Raw genomic sequence first — 16,226 nt, 5'->3', positions numbered from 1 at the left:
GAAGGGATGCTCCGCCATGCCTGAAAACACCCCCGCGATCGTCGCGGAAGACCTCGTGAAGGTCTACCCAGGCCGTGCGCGCAGACCCGCCGTGCGCGCCCTCGACGGCCTGAGCTTCACGGTCCCCGCCGGCCGGGTATTCGGACTCCTGGGTCCGAACGGCGCCGGCAAGTCCACCACGACCAAGATCCTCACGACGCTGTCGCGACCCACGAGCGGCGCCGCCCGCGTCGATGGGCACGACGTCCTGCGCAGTGCCGACGCCGTCCGCGCCGCGATCGGCTACGTGTCGCAGGGGTCGAGCACGGATCCGCTGCTCACCGCGACGGAGAACCTCGAGATCGCCGCCCGCCTGCGCGGGGTCGGTGCCGCCGACGCGAAGAGGCGGTCCGCGCGCCTGCTCGACGAGTTCGGGCTGGCCGAGGCATCCCGTCGCCCTGTCTCGACCTTCTCGGGAGGCATGCGCCGCCGGCTCGATGTCGCCGCGGCCCTCGTCCACCGCCCGCGGGTCCTGTTCCTCGACGAGCCCACGACGGGTCTCGACCCCGAGGCGCGCGCCGCGATGTGGGCCGAGATCCGGCGCCTGTCCGGCGAGGAGGCCCTCACTGTCGTCCTGACGACGCACTACATGGAAGAGGCGGACCGCCTCGCCGACGAGCTGCTGCTGGTCAACGGTGGACAGGCCGTCGTGCAGGGGACGCCCGCCGCGCTCAAGGCGGCGCTGCACGGAGACTCGCTGCGCGTCTCGCTCATCGAGCCCGATCCCGCCGCCGTCCGCGCCGCGGTCGCCCAGGTCGCGGGCCTGCGCGACATCGTGGTCGAGGCATCCGGAACCGACGGCGTCCTCGCCGCCCGCACCGACGACGCCTCGGCGGCCGTCGGCGCCGTGATCGCCGCACTGGATGCCGCGGGCATCCGGTTCGGGCAGGTCGCGGCATCCCACCCCACCCTCGATGACGTGTACCTGCACTTCGTCGGCCGCACGTTCGGCGAGGCAGGCCCCGCCGAGATCCAGACAGGAGCGGCAGCATGACCGCTGTATCGATTCCCCTCAACGCCCCCGCCCGTGCCGGCTGGTTCACGCAGACGAGCCAGGTGCTGCGCCGCTGGATGATCTCGAGCTGGCGGCAGGCGTGGGGCCCCGTCATGTCGCTCATCCAGCCGGTCATCTGGATCCTGCTGTTCGGCGCCGTCTTCTCGTCGCTGGGCACTCTGCCGCAGTTCGGCGGCGAGGGGTACATCGACTACCTCGTGCCGGGCATCCTCATGATGACGGTGCTCTACTCGGGCGCGTGGGCCGGCACGGGGTACATCGACGACATCGACTCCGGCGTCATGGACCAGTACCTGACCTCGCCGATCTCGCGCACGGCGATCATCACGGGCCAGCTCGTGCAGCAGCTCGTCGTCAATGTCCTGCAGTCGCTCGTCGTGCTGGGCATCGGGTGGCTCGCGGGCGCGCGCTACCCGGGCGGCATCGGCGGCATGGCCGCAGCCCTCGGCGTCGCGACGCTGCTCGCGACGATCTTCTGCTCGATGTCGACGGCGGTCGCGCTCACGACGCGCAACCAGATCGCGCTCATCAGCCTGTCGCAGCTCATCGTGCTGCCCGCGACGTTCCTGTCCACGACGATGATGCCCCAGGACCTCATGCCCGAGTGGGTGCAGGACGTCTCGAAGTGGAACCCCATGACGTGGGCCGTCGAGCTCGGTCGCGGGGGACTGGACGGGCAGTATCCGGATGCCGCATGGCTGCAGGCGGCCGGGCTCGCGGTGCTCGCTGTCCTCGCGTTCGTGTGGTCGGTCCGCGCGATCCGCGCCTATCAGCGCTCGATCTGACGCCCGCCCCTGTGCCGTTTCGTCTCGTCGCTTCGCTCCTCGCTCAACGACCGGGTGCTGTCAGAACCCCTTCCAGCGCCGCCCGAACCCGAGGCTCAGGATCGCCGTGAGGTAGGTCGCGCTCGCCAGGACGAGCGTCGTCGTGAGCCCGAGCGCGTCGATGCCGATGCCCGCGAGGAGGCTGCCGAGCGGCATCGCCGCCGTCACGCCTGCCGTTATCGCGCCGATGACGCGCGCGCGGATGTCGGGCGGCACGAGAGTGAAGAGCGCCGAGTCGATGAGCGGATTGAGGGGCCCGGCCGCGAGTCCCGACAGCACGAGGACGACGGCGACGACGGGGAACGGCGGAGCGAGCGCCATCGTCAGGTACGGCGGGACCCCGCACAGCAGGAAGAGCACGACGAACAGCCCGTGGCGGGGCAGCCGGTCGCCGATGATGCCGTACAGCGCCGCTCCGACGAGCGCGCCGCCCGACATGCACGCGATCATGATGCCGAGTTCGGCGCCGCCGTGTCCGAGGGTCTCGGCGTAGACGGGCTTGAGAACGGTGATGCCCGCGATGTCGACAGCGTTCGTCACGACGACCAGGAGAACCACGGCCCGGATGAGCGGCGTCCGCCACACGAAGCGGATCCCGGCCGTGATGCCGCGCCATCCGCCCGTCTCCTCGCGCTCGTGGTCGTGAGTCGCGAGGGCCATCCGCGGGACGAACGCGATGGTCAGCACGATCGCGACGGCGAAGGCGATGCCGTTGACGATCATCGCGGGCGCTGCGCCGACCGTCGCGATGAGCAGTCCCGCGAGCGCCGCGCCGAGCATCATCGCCGTCCGTGAGACGGTCGCCTGCGCCGCGGCGGCCCGGGGGAGGTCCACCCCGGCGAGTTCGGCGAGTTCGGGCAGCTGGCTGAACCGTGCGGACGAGCCGGGCGCGTCGAGCAGGTTCGACAGGAACACGAGCACGAGGAGCGCCCACAGCGGCAGGGCGTCGAGCGATGCGAGCAGGGGGACCGCGAGCACCGTCAACCCGCTCGCGGCGTCGGCCGCGATGCTCGCGCGCCGGAAGCCGAGCCGATCGACGACGACTCCGCCGATGAGCCCGCCCACGACGAGCGGCAGCGTCGCGGCGACGCCCGCTGCCGCCGCGGCGAGGGGAGTGCCGCCGATGTCGAGGGCGATGAGGGGGATCGCGACAGTCGTGATCGCGTTGCCCGCCCGCGAGACGCCGTCGGCGGCGAGCAGCGCGACGAGCGGAGTTCGGCGGGTCGTGGTCGGCGAGCTCATGGCCGGTGGAACGCCGAGTAGATGAGGCGCACGGGCTCGGCTCCCGCTCGCGTGCGGTCGCCGGCCCGGTCGTGCCAGCGGCGCCCGAGCGCTTCGAGTTCGTCGCTCAGCTCCTGCAGCTCGCCGGCCGTGACCCACAGCAGGTCGTCGCTCTGCGTCGCTGCGGCGATCCACTCGGCCGGCAGGTCGGCCTCGGACTCGAGGTAGGCGAGCTGCTCCGCGGCATACCCCTGCACGATCGCGCGGCGGAAGGCGACCCCCGCCTCGCGCCGGGCGGGATCGGCCTGCAGCTCCGCCGGATCGAAGCTCGTGTACTCGGCCGACGCGCGCCACCAGCGCTCGCGGCCGTCCCGTGCGAGCTCGGGCGCATGCTCGACGAATCCGTGCTTCTCGAGCGTCGCGAGGTGGTAGCTGATGGATCCGGATGCCGCGCCCAGCCGTTCTCCGAGGGCCCCGACGCTCAGGGGGCCGTCGGAGCGCAGCATCCCGATGATCTTGAGTCGCAGGGGGTGAGCCATCGCGCGCAGCGCCGACGGATCTTCGACGTGGATCTCGCGGGAGGACTGTTCGGACATGGCTCGAGGATAGTTCCACAAGAGATGTTGTGCAATGACTCTTGCCGAATATGGATCCGCGGTCGTGGAGCTCGACGAGGCGTACATCGTCACCGCTCGCCGAGGCCTGCCCGCCCGGCGGCCGCGCTCAGGCCAGCGCGTCGACGATCGGGCGGAACTTCACGCGCGTCTCGAGCAGCTCCGTCTCGGGGTCGCTCCCCGCCACGATCCCCGCTCCTGCGTGCGCGACGACCGGCAGCGTCGGGGAGCCGACCGAGCCCACACCCACCTGCGCGCAGCGCAGCGCGATCGCCCACTCCCCGTCGCCGTTGCCGTCGATCCACCCGACAGGACCGGCATAGCGCCCGCGGTCGAACGGCTCGATCCGGCGGATCACCTCGATCGCGGCATCCGTCGGCGTTCCTGCCACGGCGGCCGTCGGGTGCAGCGCCGCGACGAGGTCGAGCGCCGACGCATGATCGTGCAGATCGCCCGCGACGTCGGTCGCGAGGTGCCACAGGTTGGGAAGCTCGAGCGCGAACGGCTCGGCGTCGGCCCGCAGCTCACGCGTGTGCGGAGCGAGCGAGTCGAGCACGCTCTGCACGGCGTAGCGGTGCTCGTCGAGGTCCTTGTCGCTGTGGGCGAGGGCGACGGATGCTTCGGCGTCGTCATCCGCGTCTGCGCCGCGCGGGAACGTCCCGGCCAGCACACGCGCCGTCACCGTGCCGCCCGAGACCGTGACGAGCGTCTCGGGGCTCGCGCCGATGAGGCCGTCGACGGCGAAGGTCCACGTGTCGGGGTAGCCCCCCGCGAGGGCGCGCACGAGGCGGCGCAGATCCGCGTCCGCGGGGACGGTGCCCACGAGGTCGCGCGCGAGCACGACCTTGCGCACTTCGCCGGCCTCGATCGCGTCGAGCGCCGCGCGCACGGCGGCCTGGTAGCCGGCGGGGTCGAGGGCGCCGGGGCCGAGGGTCGCAGACCAGTACGGCCCGTAGGGGAGGGGCTCGGGGGATGCCGCGGACTCGGAGTCTTCGGCGTGCACGCTGGTGAGCCATGCGACGCCGTCGCGTCGCCCGATGATCGTCTGCGGCACGACGAGCCGGCTCGAAGACCGCGACCGCGGATCGAAGGCGAGAGCGCCGAAGGCGACGAGTCCCGTGCCGGGGAGGGCGACCGTGTCGTCGATGACGGCCTCGGCCACGATCGCGCGCCAGGCCGCGGCCGGGTCGGAGCCGTGGGCGCTCTCGGCGACGATGTCGCCGACGCCGATGATGCCGTCGCCGCGGCGCAGCCACGCGAGCGGCGACCGCGGATCGGCGAAAGCGAGGATGTCGCTGTCGGGATCGATCTCGCGGGTCCGGGCCACCAGGCGCGGCGGGCGGGACGGGTCGATCACGATGTCCAGCCTAGACTCGCCACATGGCCCAGGATTCCCGCCCCGCCCGGCCCGCGCCGGGCACGCGTCTGGTCTTCCGCTGGCGCAAGTGGGACGGCGGGGTGCACTGGGAGCACGAATGCGTGTACCTCGGCGCCGACGAGTGGGGCGAGTGGTTCGGACAGCCGACGGGCTGGCGCAGCCGCCGCCCGGGCCGCGACTTCGCCGTCGAGACGCCGAACGTCACGCTGCTCCCGCCGAGCGGCGACTTCGCGGCGACCTTCAACGCCGAGCCGGGCGCCTATCGCGTCTACATCGACATCGCGTGGGACCTGCGCTGGGACGGCGACGAGCCGACCGGCGTCGACATGGACCTCGACGTCGTGGACACGCGCGACGGGCGGGGCATCTGGATCGACGACCGCGACGAGTGGGACGAGCACCGCGTCGCGTACGGCTACCCGCGCGAGCTCGTCGAGCATCTCGAGCAGCTCGCCGTCGACCTCGAGCGCCGCGTCACGGACCGCATCGCGCCCTACGACCTCGCGACGCCGCGGCACTGGCTCGACCGGCTCGCCGCCCTCGGCGGCTCCGCGACGGACGCCTAGACTCGACGGGTGACGCCCAGCTCCGCCGAAGACCCGAACCGCGCCGATCTCGGCAAGGACCCGAAGCGCGTCAGCGGCATGTTCGACGAGGTCGCGCGCGGCTACGACCGCACCAACACGGTGCTGAGCCTCGGCAACGACCAGCTGTGGCGCGTCGCCACGACCCGCGCGGTCGCGCCGCGCAAGGGGCAGCGCATCCTCGACCTCGCCGCCGGCACCGGTGCGTCGAGCGTGAGTATCGCCCGCTCGGGGGCCGAGGTCGTGGCCGCGGACTTCTCTCCGGGCATGATCGCCGAAGGGCGGCGCAGGCACACCGGCATCCCGAATCTGTCCTTCACAGAGGCGGATGCCACGGCCCTGCCCTTCGCGGACGCCGAGTTCGATGCCGTCACGATGTCGTTCGGACTGCGCAACGTCAACGATCCCAAGAAGGCCCTGCGAGAGCTGCTGCGCGTGACGAAGCCGGGCGGACGCCTCGTCGTGTGCGAGTTCTCGCACCCGCCGTCGCCCAGCTTCAACGGCCTCTACCGCTTCTACAACGACCGCATCCTGCCTGTCGTCGCGAAGACCGTGAGCTCGAACGCCGAGGCCTACGACTACCTCAACGAGTCGATCAAGGACTGGCCGGACCAGGCGACGCTGTCGTCGTGGATCCGCGATGCGGGATGGACGGATGTCGCCTACCGCAACCTCTCGTTCGGAATCGTGGCCCTCCACCGGGCCCGCAAGCCCGCCCGGTAGGCTGTATCCGTGACTCCGTCAGCGCCGCGTTCGCGCCTTGCGAGCAAGCTGGGCCTCACCGACCGAATCTTCGCGGGCCCGCGCTCGCGCCGCCTGCTCGCGACGGTCGAGGCCGGGCTCGACCAGGTCGACGACCGGCTCCGCGAAGAGCTGCGGGTCGCCGACCCGATTGCCGATGCGACGAGCCGCTACCTCTACGAGGCGGGCGGCAAGCGCGTGCGCCCGATGCTCGCGCTGCTCACGGCGCAGCTCGGCGAGGGTACGACGGACGAGGTCGTCCAGGGCGCCACGGCGCTCGAGATGACGCACCTCGGCTCGCTGTACCACGACGACGTGATGGATGCCGCCGACAAGCGGCGCGGCATCCCGAGCGCTCACGCGGTGTGGGGCAACAGCATCGCGATCCTGACGGGCGACCTGCTCTTCTCGCGGGCGAGCCAGATCATGGCGCGGCACGGCGATCGCGCCATCCGGCTGCAGTCCGACACCTTCGAGCGACTCGTCCTCGGGCAGATGCACGAGACGGTGGGCCCGCAGGAGGGCGACGATCCCGTCGAGTTCTACCTGCAGGTGCTCTCCGACAAGACCGGCTCGCTCATCGCGGCGGCGGCGCAGGCGGGTGTCATCTTCAGCGGCGCTCCCGCCGAGTTCGAGGATCCGATCTTCACGTTCGGCGACAAGGCGGGCGTCGCCTTCCAGCTGCTCGACGACGTCATCGACCTCTCGGCCGACCCCGACGAGACCGGCAAGGTTCCGGGCACCGACCTGCGCGCGGGCGTGCCGACGATGCCGTACCTGCTGCTGACGCGGCGCGAGGACGCGGCATCCACCGCTCTGCGCGTCCAGATCGACGAGGGCGTCGCGCGAATCGCCGACGGAGCCGACCCCGAGCTGCTCGACGAGCCGCTCGCCGCGCTGCGCGAGCACGATGCGACGCGGGCCACTCTCGACCTCGCCCACGCGTGGTCGCGCGAGGCGATCGACGCGCTCGACCCGATCCCCGACGGTCCCGTCCGCGAGGCGCTCACGCGCTTCGCGCAGGCCGTGGCGGACCGCTCCAGCTGACCCTGCTCGCACGCCCGCACCCTCGGGGCGGCGCCTGGCCGAGCATTGAAAGGACCTCCATGACGAAGCTCCGACTCGCGATCGTCGGCGCAGGCCCGGCGGGCATCTACGCCGCCGACATCCTGCTCAAGGCGGAGCGCAAGTTCGACGTGTCGATCGACCTCTTCGAGCACCTCCCTGCGCCGTACGGTCTCGTCCGCTACGGCGTCGCACCCGACCACCCGCGCATCAAGGGCATCATCACGGCCCTGCGCGAAGTGCTCGACCGCGGCGACATCCGCATCTTCGGCAACGTCCGCTTCGGCGAGGACATCACGCTCGACGACCTCAAGAAGCACTACAACGCCGTCATCTTCGCGACCGGCGCGACGCGCGACGCGGATCTCGACATCCCCGGCATCGACGCCGAGGGCTCGTACGGCGCGGCCGACTTCGTGAGCTGGTTCGACGGCCACCCCGACGTGCCGCGCGAGTGGCCGCTCGACGCGTCGTCGGTCGCCGTCATCGGCAACGGCAACGTCGCGCTCGATGTCTCGCGCATGCTCGCGAAGCACGCGGACGACCTGCTGCCCACCGAGATCCCCGCGAACGTCTACGAGGGGCTGAAGGCCTCGCCCGTCACCGACGTGCACGTCTTCGGGCGCCGCGGCCCCGCGCAGGTGAAGTTCACGCCGCTCGAGCTGCGCGAGCTCGGCGAGCTGAAGGACGTCGACACCGTCATCTACGACGAGGACTTCGACTACGACGAGGCCTCCAAGGCGGCCATCGCGAGCAACAAGCAGGTCATGGTCATCGACCGCGTCCTGCAGGCGTGGCGCAAGCGTCCGGCCGCGAACAACGCGGGCGGCGAGGCATCCCGTCGTCTGCATCTGCACTTCTACGCCAAGCCGCTCGAGGTCGTGAAGGACGCCGACGGCCGCGTCGCGGCGTTCCGCTGGGAGCGCACGCGTCCCGACGGGGCAGGCGGAGTCGTCGGCACGGGCGAGATCCGCGAGATCGCGGTGCAGGCGCTCTACCGCGCCGTCGGCTACTTCGGCTCGGCGCTTCCCGGCGTCCCCTTCGACGAGCGCCACGGCGTCATCCCGAACCACGAGGGCCAGGCGCTGCATCCCGACTCGAACGAGCGCGTGCCGGGCGTCTACGCGACGGGCTGGATCAAACGCGGACCCGTCGGCCTCATCGGCCACACCAAGTCCGACGCGATGGAGACCATCCGCCACCTCATCAACGACCAGGGCTCGTGGTGGCAGCCCGTCGAGACCTCGGAGGAGGCGATCCCCGCCCTCCTCGCCGAGCGCGGCGTCGCCTGGACCGACCTGTCCGGCTGGCACCGCCTCGACGAGCACGAGATCGCGCTCGGAGCTCCGCACGCGCGGGCGCGAATCAAGGTCGTCCCGCGCGACGAGATGGTCGCGGTCTCGCGCGGCTGACCGCGCGGCCACTGCCGGAGGACTTGGCGCCACGGGAGGATTCGACCGGGCGCGTGAGTCCTCCGAACCTGTCATCTCCTCCCGGTGCGCACACCCCGAAGGCGACGGATGCCGCGTCCCGCGCACCTCAATAGGCTGAGGCCATGGCCGGCGAGTGGGTTCCCGACATCCTCGGGGAGGGGTTCGAGCAGCTCACGCTGCCGCTGGGGGACGATGAAGAGGGCCCCGTGGTCGCGACGCTCGTGCGCAGCATCCCTAATCCCGTCCGCATGCTCGCTCGGCCGCTGCGCGACGTCGACGTGCTCTCGGTGCACGGATGGTCGGATTACTTCTTCCAGCCCGCGCAGGCGCATTTCTGGACGCGGCTCGGCGCGCGCTTCCACGCACTCGACCTGCGCAAGTACGGTCGGAGCCTGCGCGAGGGGCAGACGCCGGGCTTCATCACGCGCCTGCGAGACTACGACGCCGACATCGCCGCGGCGCTGCGGGCGATCGGACGTCGCCGGGGCCGACGGCTCGTGCTCGTCGGGCACTCGACGGGCGGGCTGACGCTCGCGCTCTGGGCGAACCGCCACCGCGGGCGCGCCGACGCGCTCGTGCTCAACAGCCCGTGGCTCGAGCTGCAGCTGGGCGCGGTCGGGCGGCAGGCGCTCGCGCCGCTCGTGCAGGCGCGGGCGCGGTGGGATCCGCGGGGCACGCAGGCGACGCTCGACTTCGGCTTCTACGCTCGGGCTCAGCGCGAGGTCGGCGCGCTGCCGGTCGAGGCGTATCGCGCCGAGTGGCGTCCCGAGTTCGGATTCGCGACCAACCCGGCATGGCTCGCCGCGATCCTGGACGGCCACCGCCGCATCGCGACGGGGATCGAAACGGGATGCCCCGTCCTCGTGCTGCTCTCGGCGCGGTCGTCGCTGCAGGTGACGTGGTCGCCCGACATGGCGTCGTCCGATTCGGTGCTCGTCGTCGACGAGATCGCTCGCGCCGCGACGAAGCTCGGCCGCGACGTCACCGTGACGCGCATCGACGGCGCGCTGCACGACGTCTTCCTCTCGCGCCCCGAGGCGCGCGACGCCGCGTACCGCGCGGTCGACAGATGGCTGCTGCGGGGAGCGCTCGCGGGCGCGTGACGCCCTTCCGGATGTCGGCGGATCGGCCTAGCCTGATCCCGTCGGCCGGAGGAAGGAATCCCCTCGCAGATGGCCGACTGGCACCCCATCCTCAGCGCCGTCGAAGGCCCCACCGGCACGTGGCGCATGCTCGACGCGCAGGGCCGACTGTACGGCTCCGTCGAGATCCGGCGCATCATGAACGGCGCCGATGTCCGCTACAAGGCCGTCTACCGCGGCGAGGTCATCGGCTGGTCGACGAGCCTCAAGCTCGCGTGCGAGCGCGTGCACGGCGCGTACGTCCGCGCGCACGGTCCGGGCGGCGGCCCCATCGCGGACTGGGGAGGGCAGCGCCCCCGCGCGGGAGCGTGACCGGCGCGCCGGGGCGATCCCGCCCCGACCTCAACCGAAAGCCGGGATGCCCGTGATCTTCGCGCCGAGGATGAGCGTGTGCATCTCGTCCGTGCCCTCGTACGTGCGCACGGACTCGAGGTTGTTCGCGTGCCGCAGCGGCGAGTGCTCGAGCGTCACACCGTTGCCGCCGAGGATCGTCCGGGCGGTGCGGGCGACCTCGATCGCGACGCGGGTGTTGTTGAGCTTGCCCATCGAGATCTGCTCGTGCGCGAGAATTCCGGCGTCCTTGAGACGGCCGAGCTGCAGCGCCAGCAGGAAGCCCTTGTCGATCTCGAGCGCCATGTCGACGAGCTTCTGCTGCGTGAGCTGGTACGCCGCGATGGGGCGGCCGAACTGCAGGCGCTCGAGGGCGTACTCGCGGGCGGCGGTCCAGCTGTCGCGCGCGGCGCCCATCACGCCCCACGCGATGCCGTAGCGGGCCTCGTTGAGGCACGTGAAAGGTCCGCTCAGACCGCGCGCGCCGGGCATGAGCGCCGACGCGGGGAGGCGCACGTCGTCGAGCGCGATGTCGCACTGCACCGAGGCGCGCATCGAGAGCTTGGGCTCGATCGGCGTCGCCGTGAAGCCGCGCGTCGCGGTCGGCACGACGAAGCCGCGCACGCCGTCGTCGGTCTGCGCCCACACGACGGCGACATCGGCGATCGAGGCGAGCCCGATCCAGCGCTTCGCCCCCGTGATGATCCAGTCCTCGCCGTCGCGCCGCGCGAAGGTCGTCATGCTCGCGGGGTCGGACCCCGCGCCCGGCTCGGTGAGGGCGAAGCATCCGATCGCCTCGCCCGCCGCCATCCGCGGCAGCCACTCCTGCTTCTGCTCCTCGGAGCCGTGCTTGTGGATCGCGGTCATCGCAAGCGAGCCCTGCACCGACATGAAGGTGCGCAGGCCCGAGTCGCCCGCCTCGACCTCGGCGGCGGCGAGGCCGTACTCGACGGCCGAGCGCCCTGCGCAGCCGTAGCCGTCCAGGTCCAGGCCGAGCAGCCCCAGCGCGGCCATCGGCGCGACGATCTCGCGCGGGAACACCGCGCGCTCGAACCAGTCGGCGATGTTCGGACGGATGACCTCGTCGACGAACGCGCGCACGCGGTCGCGGAACGCGATCTCGGCCTCCGTGAGGAGGGTGTCGAACGAGATGAGGTCGGTGGGCTGCAAGAGCGGATCCTTTCGCAGGCGGCACGGGATGCGGCAACGGGCGGGCGGCTGACCCCACTGTAGAGCGGGTCCACGCGGCTAGACTGTGCGCTCACGACAATGCACAGATGGTGCTGTTGTCTCCGCACATGCTTCCTGGAGCCCGCCGATGGTCTCGCTTGTTCAGCTCGTCTCCGCCGTGGGTCCCGCGCTGCTCCCCGTGGGCTCTGCCGCGCGCGGCCCCGTCGAGCTTGCGGGCGTGCACATCTCGGAGCTGCCCGACCCCACGCCGTATCTCGAGGGGGGCGAGCTCTTCCTGACGACCGGCATGCCCCTCAGCAGTGCGGCGGCGGGCACCCGGGACTACGTCGCACGGCTCTCGGGCCGCGGCGTGCGCGCACTCGTCCTGGGGCTCGGTCCCATCCACGCAGAGACCCCGCCCGCACTGCGCGACGCGTGCGAGGAGTTCGGGATGCCGCTGCTCGTCGTCCCCGCGCAGCACGCGTTCCGCACCGTCACGACCGGCTATTGGGACCTCGTCGCGGCCGAGGGCCAGGCGGGGCTCGTGCGGCAGATCGGGACGCAGACCTCGGTCGTCCGCGAGGCGGCCGGCGCCGACGGAGGCGCGGGCGTCGCGCGTCTCGTCGCGCAGGCGCTCGGAAGCTGGGCCGCCGTCTTCCCCTTCGACGGAGGCGAGCCCGCGATCTGGCCCGCGAGCGCGGCGGGGGTGCTGCCCGCGCTCGCGACCGAGCTGCGCCGCTTCTCGCAGCGCGGCGACGTCGGGTCGGCGACCTTCCCGCTGCACGGCTTCGACGTCAGCGCGTACCCGATCGGCGACGGCGACCGCGCCGTCGCGGCGTTCGTCGTCGGCACGACCCGCCGCTTCTCGCGCACCGACCGCCAGCTCATCCTGACGGCGACGGCGGCGCTCAGCCTGCGCGCGAGCCTCGCGGGCGGCACGCGCGCGGCCGAGCTGGCGATCCAGACGGCGCTCGCGGGACTGCTCATCGCCGACGAGGTGACGGCGGCGCAGGCGCTCGCGGCCGCCGCCGGCGCGCGGCCCATCCCGGCTGCGCTGCGGGTGTTCGTCGTCGCGCCCGCACGCGGCGACGCCGAGACACCCCGCACGGTCCCCGCCGAGGCGGCGCTCGCCGAGCTCGTGCGGCGCGACCTCGTGACGGCCGAGACCGCCGAGCGGTCGCGTCCCGTGCTCGCGACGACGATCGACGGATGCCTCGTCGCGCTGCTCGAGGCCGGGCACGACGACGGCGCAGAGGGTGAGGCGCCGCATCCCGATCACGATGACGGGCCGTACGCGCTCGCGGGGTCGCTCACGGGACCCGTGCCGCCGGGGAGCCTGCGCTCCGCGACAGCCCTCGCGCTGCGCACGGCGCGGCGCGCTCCCGCCGGCACCATCCTGCCCGCGGGGGACAGCGGCGACACGTCCCGCGGGGAGGCGGCCGCGGCCCTGCTCGAGGGGTACACGCGAGCACCGCTCGTCGACGCGGTGCGCGGGTATCTGCGCCACCGTGGCAGCTGGGAGCACGCGGCGCGCGACCTCGGCGTGCACCGCAACACGGTGCGGGCGCGCGTCCGCACGGCGCGCGAGACGCTCGGCCTCGATCTCGACGATCCGGACCTCGCCGCCGAGCTGTGGATCGCCCTCCGCGATCGCGGATCGACTCTGTCCTGAGAGCACCGTCACCGCGAGATTCCTGTGCGCGCACGCCATAGGAGCGCGGACTCCACCGCCGTAGCGTGACTGCGGCGTTGCCCGAGCGCCCAATCTCGGCATCCCATCCCTCTCTCGTTCAATGACGATCGAAAGGCAGAAATGACGACCGACCCCGTGAAGACGGCGGCGCTCGACGACAGCGAGCACCTGCAGGTGCTGGGCTACGACGACACCTTCAACCGCTCCATGAGCCTGTGGGCGAACTTCGCCCTCGGCTTCACCTACCTCTCGCCGCTCGTCGGCGTGTACTCGCTCTTCGCGCTCGCGCTGAGCGTCGGCGGTCCGCCGTCGATCTGGTGGATCCTCATCGTCGGCGCGGGGCAGCTGCTCGTCTCGCTCGTCTTCGGCGAGGTCGTCTCGCAGTACCCGATCCACGGAGGCATCTACCCGTGGGCGCGGCGCCTGTGGGGTCGGCGATACGCGTGGATGGCGGCCTGGGTCTACATCTGGGCCATGATCGTGACGATCACGGCAGTCTCGGAGTACGGCTCGGGCTTCGCCGCGAGCCTCTTCGGCCTCGAGGCGACGCCCACCACGACCCTCCTGCTGACACTCGCCCTGCTCGTCATCGCTCTCGTCATCAACTTCTCGGGCACGCAGTGGCTCGCCCGCGTCGCGCGCATCGGCCTCGCCGCGGAGCTCATCGGCGTCATCGGCGTCGGCCTGTATCTGCTGATCTTCCAGCGCAAGCAGGAGTTCGGCATCTTCTTCGACACGATGGGCGTCGAGGGCGACGGCAGCTACGCGACGGCGTTCTTCGGCGCGGCGCTCGCGGGCCTCTTCCTCTTCTACGGCTTCGAGGCGTGCGGCGATGTCGCCGAAGAGGTGTCGCAGCCGGCGCGCCGCGTGCCTCGCGCGATGATCCTGACGATCCTCGTCGGCGGCGTCTCGGCGCTCTTCTCGTTCGGCGGCTATGTGCTCGCCGCGCCCAACCTGCAGGAGATCGTCAACGGCGAGGATGCCGACCCGATCCCGGGGATCCTCGAGGCGACCCTCGGCGAGGTCGGAGCCAAGATCTTCCTCGTCATCGCCGTGACCGCGTTCCTCTCGTGCGTCCTGAGCCTGCAGGCCGCCGCGAGCCGGCTGCTCTTCTCGTTCGGCCGTGACGGCATGCTGCCCGGCCACCGCTGGCTCTCGCGCATCTCGCCGCGCAGCAAGGTGCCGACCAACGCGCTCATCGTCTCGTGCACGATCCCCGCGATCATCGCGGTGCTCGTGTGGCTCAACGCCGACCTGCTCGTCGCCGTCACGTCGTTCGCGGTGCTCGGCATCTACGTCGCATTCCAGATGGTCGTGCTCGGCGCCCTCCGCCAGCGCCTCCGCGGCTGGCGCCCCGCGGGGCCCTTCTCGCTCGGCGCATGGGGCTTCGTCGTCAACATCCTCGCGCTCGCCTACGGCATCTTCGCGATGGTGCTGCTCGCGACGCCCGGGTCGTCGGGTGTCTTCTTCACCGACTGGATCGTGCTGTTCGGGCTCGCCGTCGTCGTCGTGATCGGCCTCGTCTACCTGCTGGTCGCGCGCCCCGACAAGCTCTCGGACGCACCCGCCGACGACGCCGTCGCGGTCGCCGACGAGCTCCGTCGGCGCACGGGGGCGATCCGCACCGTCAGCAGCTGAGGTTCCCGCACCGCAGTGGTGGCCCGTCGGAGCGATCCGGCGGGCCATGGCGTCGTCCGGGGCGGACAGCAGATCGCGACGTACACCGACCCGCGGCGTCATGCGCCGTTATGGACGGATGCCGCTGCCGCGCGCGGGGTCATGATCGTGACACCCCGGCGCACCTGCGCGGGGAGCGATCCGCGCGGGCCGCACGCGCGCAGAAGGCGAGTGCCGATGTCTCTCCTCCCGCCGGGCTTCCGCGATCCGTCCGAGAGCGCCGTGTACGACAGCATCCTGGATCTCATCGGCAGCACTCCGCTCGTGAGGCTCAACGTCCTCACGCAGGACGTGCCCGCCGCCGTCTACGTCAAACTCGACCACTTCAACGTCGGCGGGTCGTCGAAGGACCGCATCGGACTGCACATCCTGCGCGAGGCGCTCGCCGCGGGCGAGCTCGACGGCGTGACCCGCATCGTCGAGACGGGTCAGGGCAACACCTCGCTCGGGCTGGCGCTCGCGGGTGCGCGCGCCGGGCTCGCCTCGACCGTCATCGCGAAGCCCGACCTCTCTCCGCAGAAGCTCAACCTGCTCCGGATGCTGGGGGTCGAGGTGATCCCCGGGCGCTTCGACGTCGACCACGACGACCCCGAGCACGCGGGAGGTCGCGACGCGGCTCGAGGAGCAGCGTCCGGGCACGTGGTGGAGCAGGCAGCAGGAGGTCGCGAGCAATCCCGCCGCCCACTACCTGTCGACGGGACCGGAGGTGTGGGGCCAGACGCGTGAGGGAGTCACGCACTTCGTCGCCGCGATCGCGACGGGCGGCACCGTGAGCGGCACGGGCCGATATCTGCGCGAGCAGAATCCTGCGATCGAGGTGATCGGCACGACCTTCGACCTGCCTGAGAAGCCCTGGGCCGAGAGCGGCCTCAACAAGACCTTCCATCGGCACGACGGCTACGAGCAGCTCGAGCAGGACTGGCCCGCCAATATCGACCTCGACGTCGTGACGCGGCTCGAGGCGCGCACGAAGCCCGAGGTCATCGATTTCGCGTTCCACCTGGCCCGCGCAGAGGGTCTCCTGCTCGGACCCAGCTCGGTGCTGAGCGTCAAGGTCGCCCTCGAGCTCGCGGCGGAGGCGACGGCGGTCGACGTCTTCGTGGTCTTCTCCGCCGACCACGCACGCGACTACGTCTCGGCCGAGTACGACGAGGACTGGCTGCGTGCGCACGATCTCGGCGAGATCGCCGACCGGTGGTTCCCGGGTGCGCAGGCCCCGGCGGGCGGGGCGGCGAGCGTCGGCGCATGACGGGACTTGACGCCGTATGACGCACGACCCGGACGCGGCGTGCAGGGCTCG

General features: G+C 71.8%; 15 protein-coding genes and 1 pseudogene. 12 read left to right on the top strand and 4 right to left on the bottom strand.

The genetic code is table 11. The annotated features are described in order from the left end of the window. Positions 1-16 precede the first annotated feature (16 nt). Positions 17-1,033: an ABC transporter ATP-binding protein gene (locus MJ607_RS03740; RefSeq protein WP_243074187.1), complete on the top strand. Its 1,017-nt coding sequence runs from the start codon at positions 17-19 to the stop codon at positions 1,031-1,033. Beyond that, positions 1,030-1,839: an ABC transporter permease gene (locus MJ607_RS03735; protein WP_243074186.1), complete on the top strand. Its 810-nt coding sequence runs from the start codon at positions 1,030-1,032 to the stop codon at positions 1,837-1,839. The genes MJ607_RS03740 and MJ607_RS03735 overlap by 4 nt, the downstream gene beginning before the upstream one ends. Positions 1,840-1,899: 60 nt before the next feature. On the opposite strand, the gene MJ607_RS03730 is transcribed toward MJ607_RS03735, so the two are convergent. The 3 genes from MJ607_RS03730 to MJ607_RS03720 form a co-directional block, all read right to left on the bottom strand. Further along, on the bottom strand, positions 1,900-3,120 hold the full coding sequence (locus tag MJ607_RS03730) for an MFS transporter (RefSeq protein ID WP_243074185.1): 1,221 nt from the start codon (positions 3,118-3,120) through the stop codon (positions 1,900-1,902). Then, positions 3,117-3,695, bottom strand: coding sequence for a transcriptional regulator (locus MJ607_RS03725; RefSeq protein WP_243074184.1), 579 nt, complete (start codon positions 3,693-3,695; stop codon positions 3,117-3,119). The genes MJ607_RS03730 and MJ607_RS03725 overlap by 4 nt, the downstream gene beginning before the upstream one ends. 127 nt (positions 3,696-3,822) lie before the next feature. After that, entirely contained in the window at positions 3,823-5,067 is a 1,245-nt protein-coding gene (locus tag MJ607_RS03720) for an isochorismate synthase MenF (RefSeq protein ID WP_374238031.1), read from the bottom strand. Between the two features lie 26 nt (positions 5,068-5,093). Between MJ607_RS03720 and MJ607_RS03715 the strand changes: the two genes are divergently transcribed. The 6 genes from MJ607_RS03715 (at position 5,094) to MJ607_RS03690 (ending at position 10,368) form a co-directional block, all read left to right on the top strand. Beyond that, complete coding sequence (locus tag MJ607_RS03715; protein ID WP_243074182.1) at positions 5,094-5,657, top strand: DUF402 domain-containing protein; 564 nt, start codon at positions 5,094-5,096, stop codon at positions 5,655-5,657. A 9-nt stretch (positions 5,658-5,666) separates the two neighbouring features. After that, positions 5,667-6,398 carry a demethylmenaquinone methyltransferase gene (locus tag MJ607_RS03710; RefSeq protein ID WP_308193790.1) on the top strand — a complete coding sequence of 244 codons (732 nt, stop codon included), beginning with the start codon at positions 5,667-5,669 and terminating at the stop codon, positions 6,396-6,398. Between the two features lie 9 nt (positions 6,399-6,407). Then, positions 6,408-7,463, top strand: coding sequence for a polyprenyl synthetase family protein (locus tag MJ607_RS03705; protein WP_243074181.1), 1,056 nt, complete (start codon positions 6,408-6,410; stop codon positions 7,461-7,463). Positions 7,464-7,522: 59 nt separating this feature from the next. Continuing rightward, a complete protein-coding gene (locus MJ607_RS03700) occupies positions 7,523-8,893 on the top strand; it encodes an FAD-dependent oxidoreductase (protein ID WP_243074180.1) in 1,371 nt (456 codons plus the stop codon). Positions 8,894-9,036: 143 nt separating this feature from the next. Continuing rightward, complete coding sequence (locus MJ607_RS03695; protein WP_243074179.1) at positions 9,037-10,017, top strand: alpha/beta hydrolase; 981 nt, start codon at positions 9,037-9,039, stop codon at positions 10,015-10,017. Positions 10,018-10,086: 69 nt separating this feature from the next. After that, positions 10,087-10,368, top strand: coding sequence for a hypothetical protein (locus MJ607_RS03690; RefSeq protein WP_243074178.1), 282 nt, complete (start codon positions 10,087-10,089; stop codon positions 10,366-10,368). A 30-nt stretch (positions 10,369-10,398) separates the two neighbouring features. Here MJ607_RS03690 and MJ607_RS03685 read toward each other — a convergent pair whose 3' ends face one another. Further along, positions 10,399-11,556, bottom strand: coding sequence for an acyl-CoA dehydrogenase family protein (locus MJ607_RS03685; protein ID WP_243074177.1), 1,158 nt, complete (start codon positions 11,554-11,556; stop codon positions 10,399-10,401). Between the two features lie 148 nt (positions 11,557-11,704). On the opposite strand from MJ607_RS03685, the gene MJ607_RS03680 reads away from it, so the two are divergent. The 4 genes and pseudogenes from MJ607_RS03680 to MJ607_RS03665 all read left to right on the top strand — a co-directional run. Continuing rightward, positions 11,705-13,228 (top strand): PucR family transcriptional regulator, encoded by a 1,524-nt coding sequence (locus tag MJ607_RS03680; RefSeq protein ID WP_243074176.1) that lies wholly within the window; start codon positions 11,705-11,707, stop codon positions 13,226-13,228. Between the two features lie 141 nt (positions 13,229-13,369). Then, positions 13,370-14,887, top strand: a complete 1,518-nt coding sequence (locus MJ607_RS03675; protein WP_243074175.1) for an APC family permease — start codon at positions 13,370-13,372, stop codon at positions 14,885-14,887. A gap of 141 nt (positions 14,888-15,028) precedes the next feature. After that, on the top strand, positions 15,029-15,652 hold the full coding sequence (locus MJ607_RS03670; protein WP_308193803.1) for a pyridoxal-phosphate dependent enzyme: 624 nt from the start codon (positions 15,029-15,031) through the stop codon (positions 15,650-15,652). After that, positions 15,597-16,175: pseudogene (locus MJ607_RS03665) on the top strand (pyridoxal-phosphate dependent enzyme); the annotation flags it as partial. The gene MJ607_RS03670 and the pseudogene MJ607_RS03665, both read left to right, overlap by 56 nt. Positions 16,176-16,226 lie beyond the last annotated feature (51 nt).

Origin of the sequence: Microbacterium sp. SS28, from assembly GCF_022761035.1 — a bacterium.
In the GTDB taxonomy this organism is placed as follows: Bacteria; Actinomycetota; Actinomycetes; order Actinomycetales; family Microbacteriaceae; genus Microbacterium.
Note: the sequence above shows the minus strand (reverse complement) of the source record. Positions and strands in the feature narration are given on the sequence as shown.

What these genes read in the sequence shown, in the direction of transcription:
- MJ607_RS03715 (WP_243074182.1), top strand. Translation starts at nt 5,094, where the DNA reads ATGGCCCAGGATTCCCGCCCCGCCCGGCCCGCGCCGGGCACGCGTCTG.
- MJ607_RS03725 (WP_243074184.1), bottom strand. Translation starts at nt 3,695, where the DNA reads ATGTCCGAACAGTCCTCCCGCGAGATCCACGTCGAAGATCCGTCGGCG.
- MJ607_RS03675 (WP_243074175.1), top strand. Translation starts at nt 13,370, where the DNA reads ATGACGACCGACCCCGTGAAGACGGCGGCGCTCGACGACAGCGAGCAC.
- MJ607_RS03680 (WP_243074176.1), top strand. Translation starts at nt 11,705, where the DNA reads ATGGTCTCGCTTGTTCAGCTCGTCTCCGCCGTGGGTCCCGCGCTGCTC.
- MJ607_RS03670 (WP_308193803.1), top strand. Translation starts at nt 15,029, where the DNA reads ATGATCGTGACACCCCGGCGCACCTGCGCGGGGAGCGATCCGCGCGGG.
- MJ607_RS03730 (WP_243074185.1), bottom strand. Translation starts at nt 3,120, where the DNA reads ATGAGCTCGCCGACCACGACCCGCCGAACTCCGCTCGTCGCGCTGCTC.
- MJ607_RS03700 (WP_243074180.1), top strand. Translation starts at nt 7,523, where the DNA reads ATGACGAAGCTCCGACTCGCGATCGTCGGCGCAGGCCCGGCGGGCATC.
- MJ607_RS03735 (WP_243074186.1), top strand. Translation starts at nt 1,030, where the DNA reads ATGACCGCTGTATCGATTCCCCTCAACGCCCCCGCCCGTGCCGGCTGG.
- MJ607_RS03695 (WP_243074179.1), top strand. Translation starts at nt 9,037, where the DNA reads ATGGCCGGCGAGTGGGTTCCCGACATCCTCGGGGAGGGGTTCGAGCAG.
- MJ607_RS03690 (WP_243074178.1), top strand. Translation starts at nt 10,087, where the DNA reads ATGGCCGACTGGCACCCCATCCTCAGCGCCGTCGAAGGCCCCACCGGC.
- MJ607_RS03740 (WP_243074187.1), top strand. Translation starts at nt 17, where the DNA reads ATGCCTGAAAACACCCCCGCGATCGTCGCGGAAGACCTCGTGAAGGTC.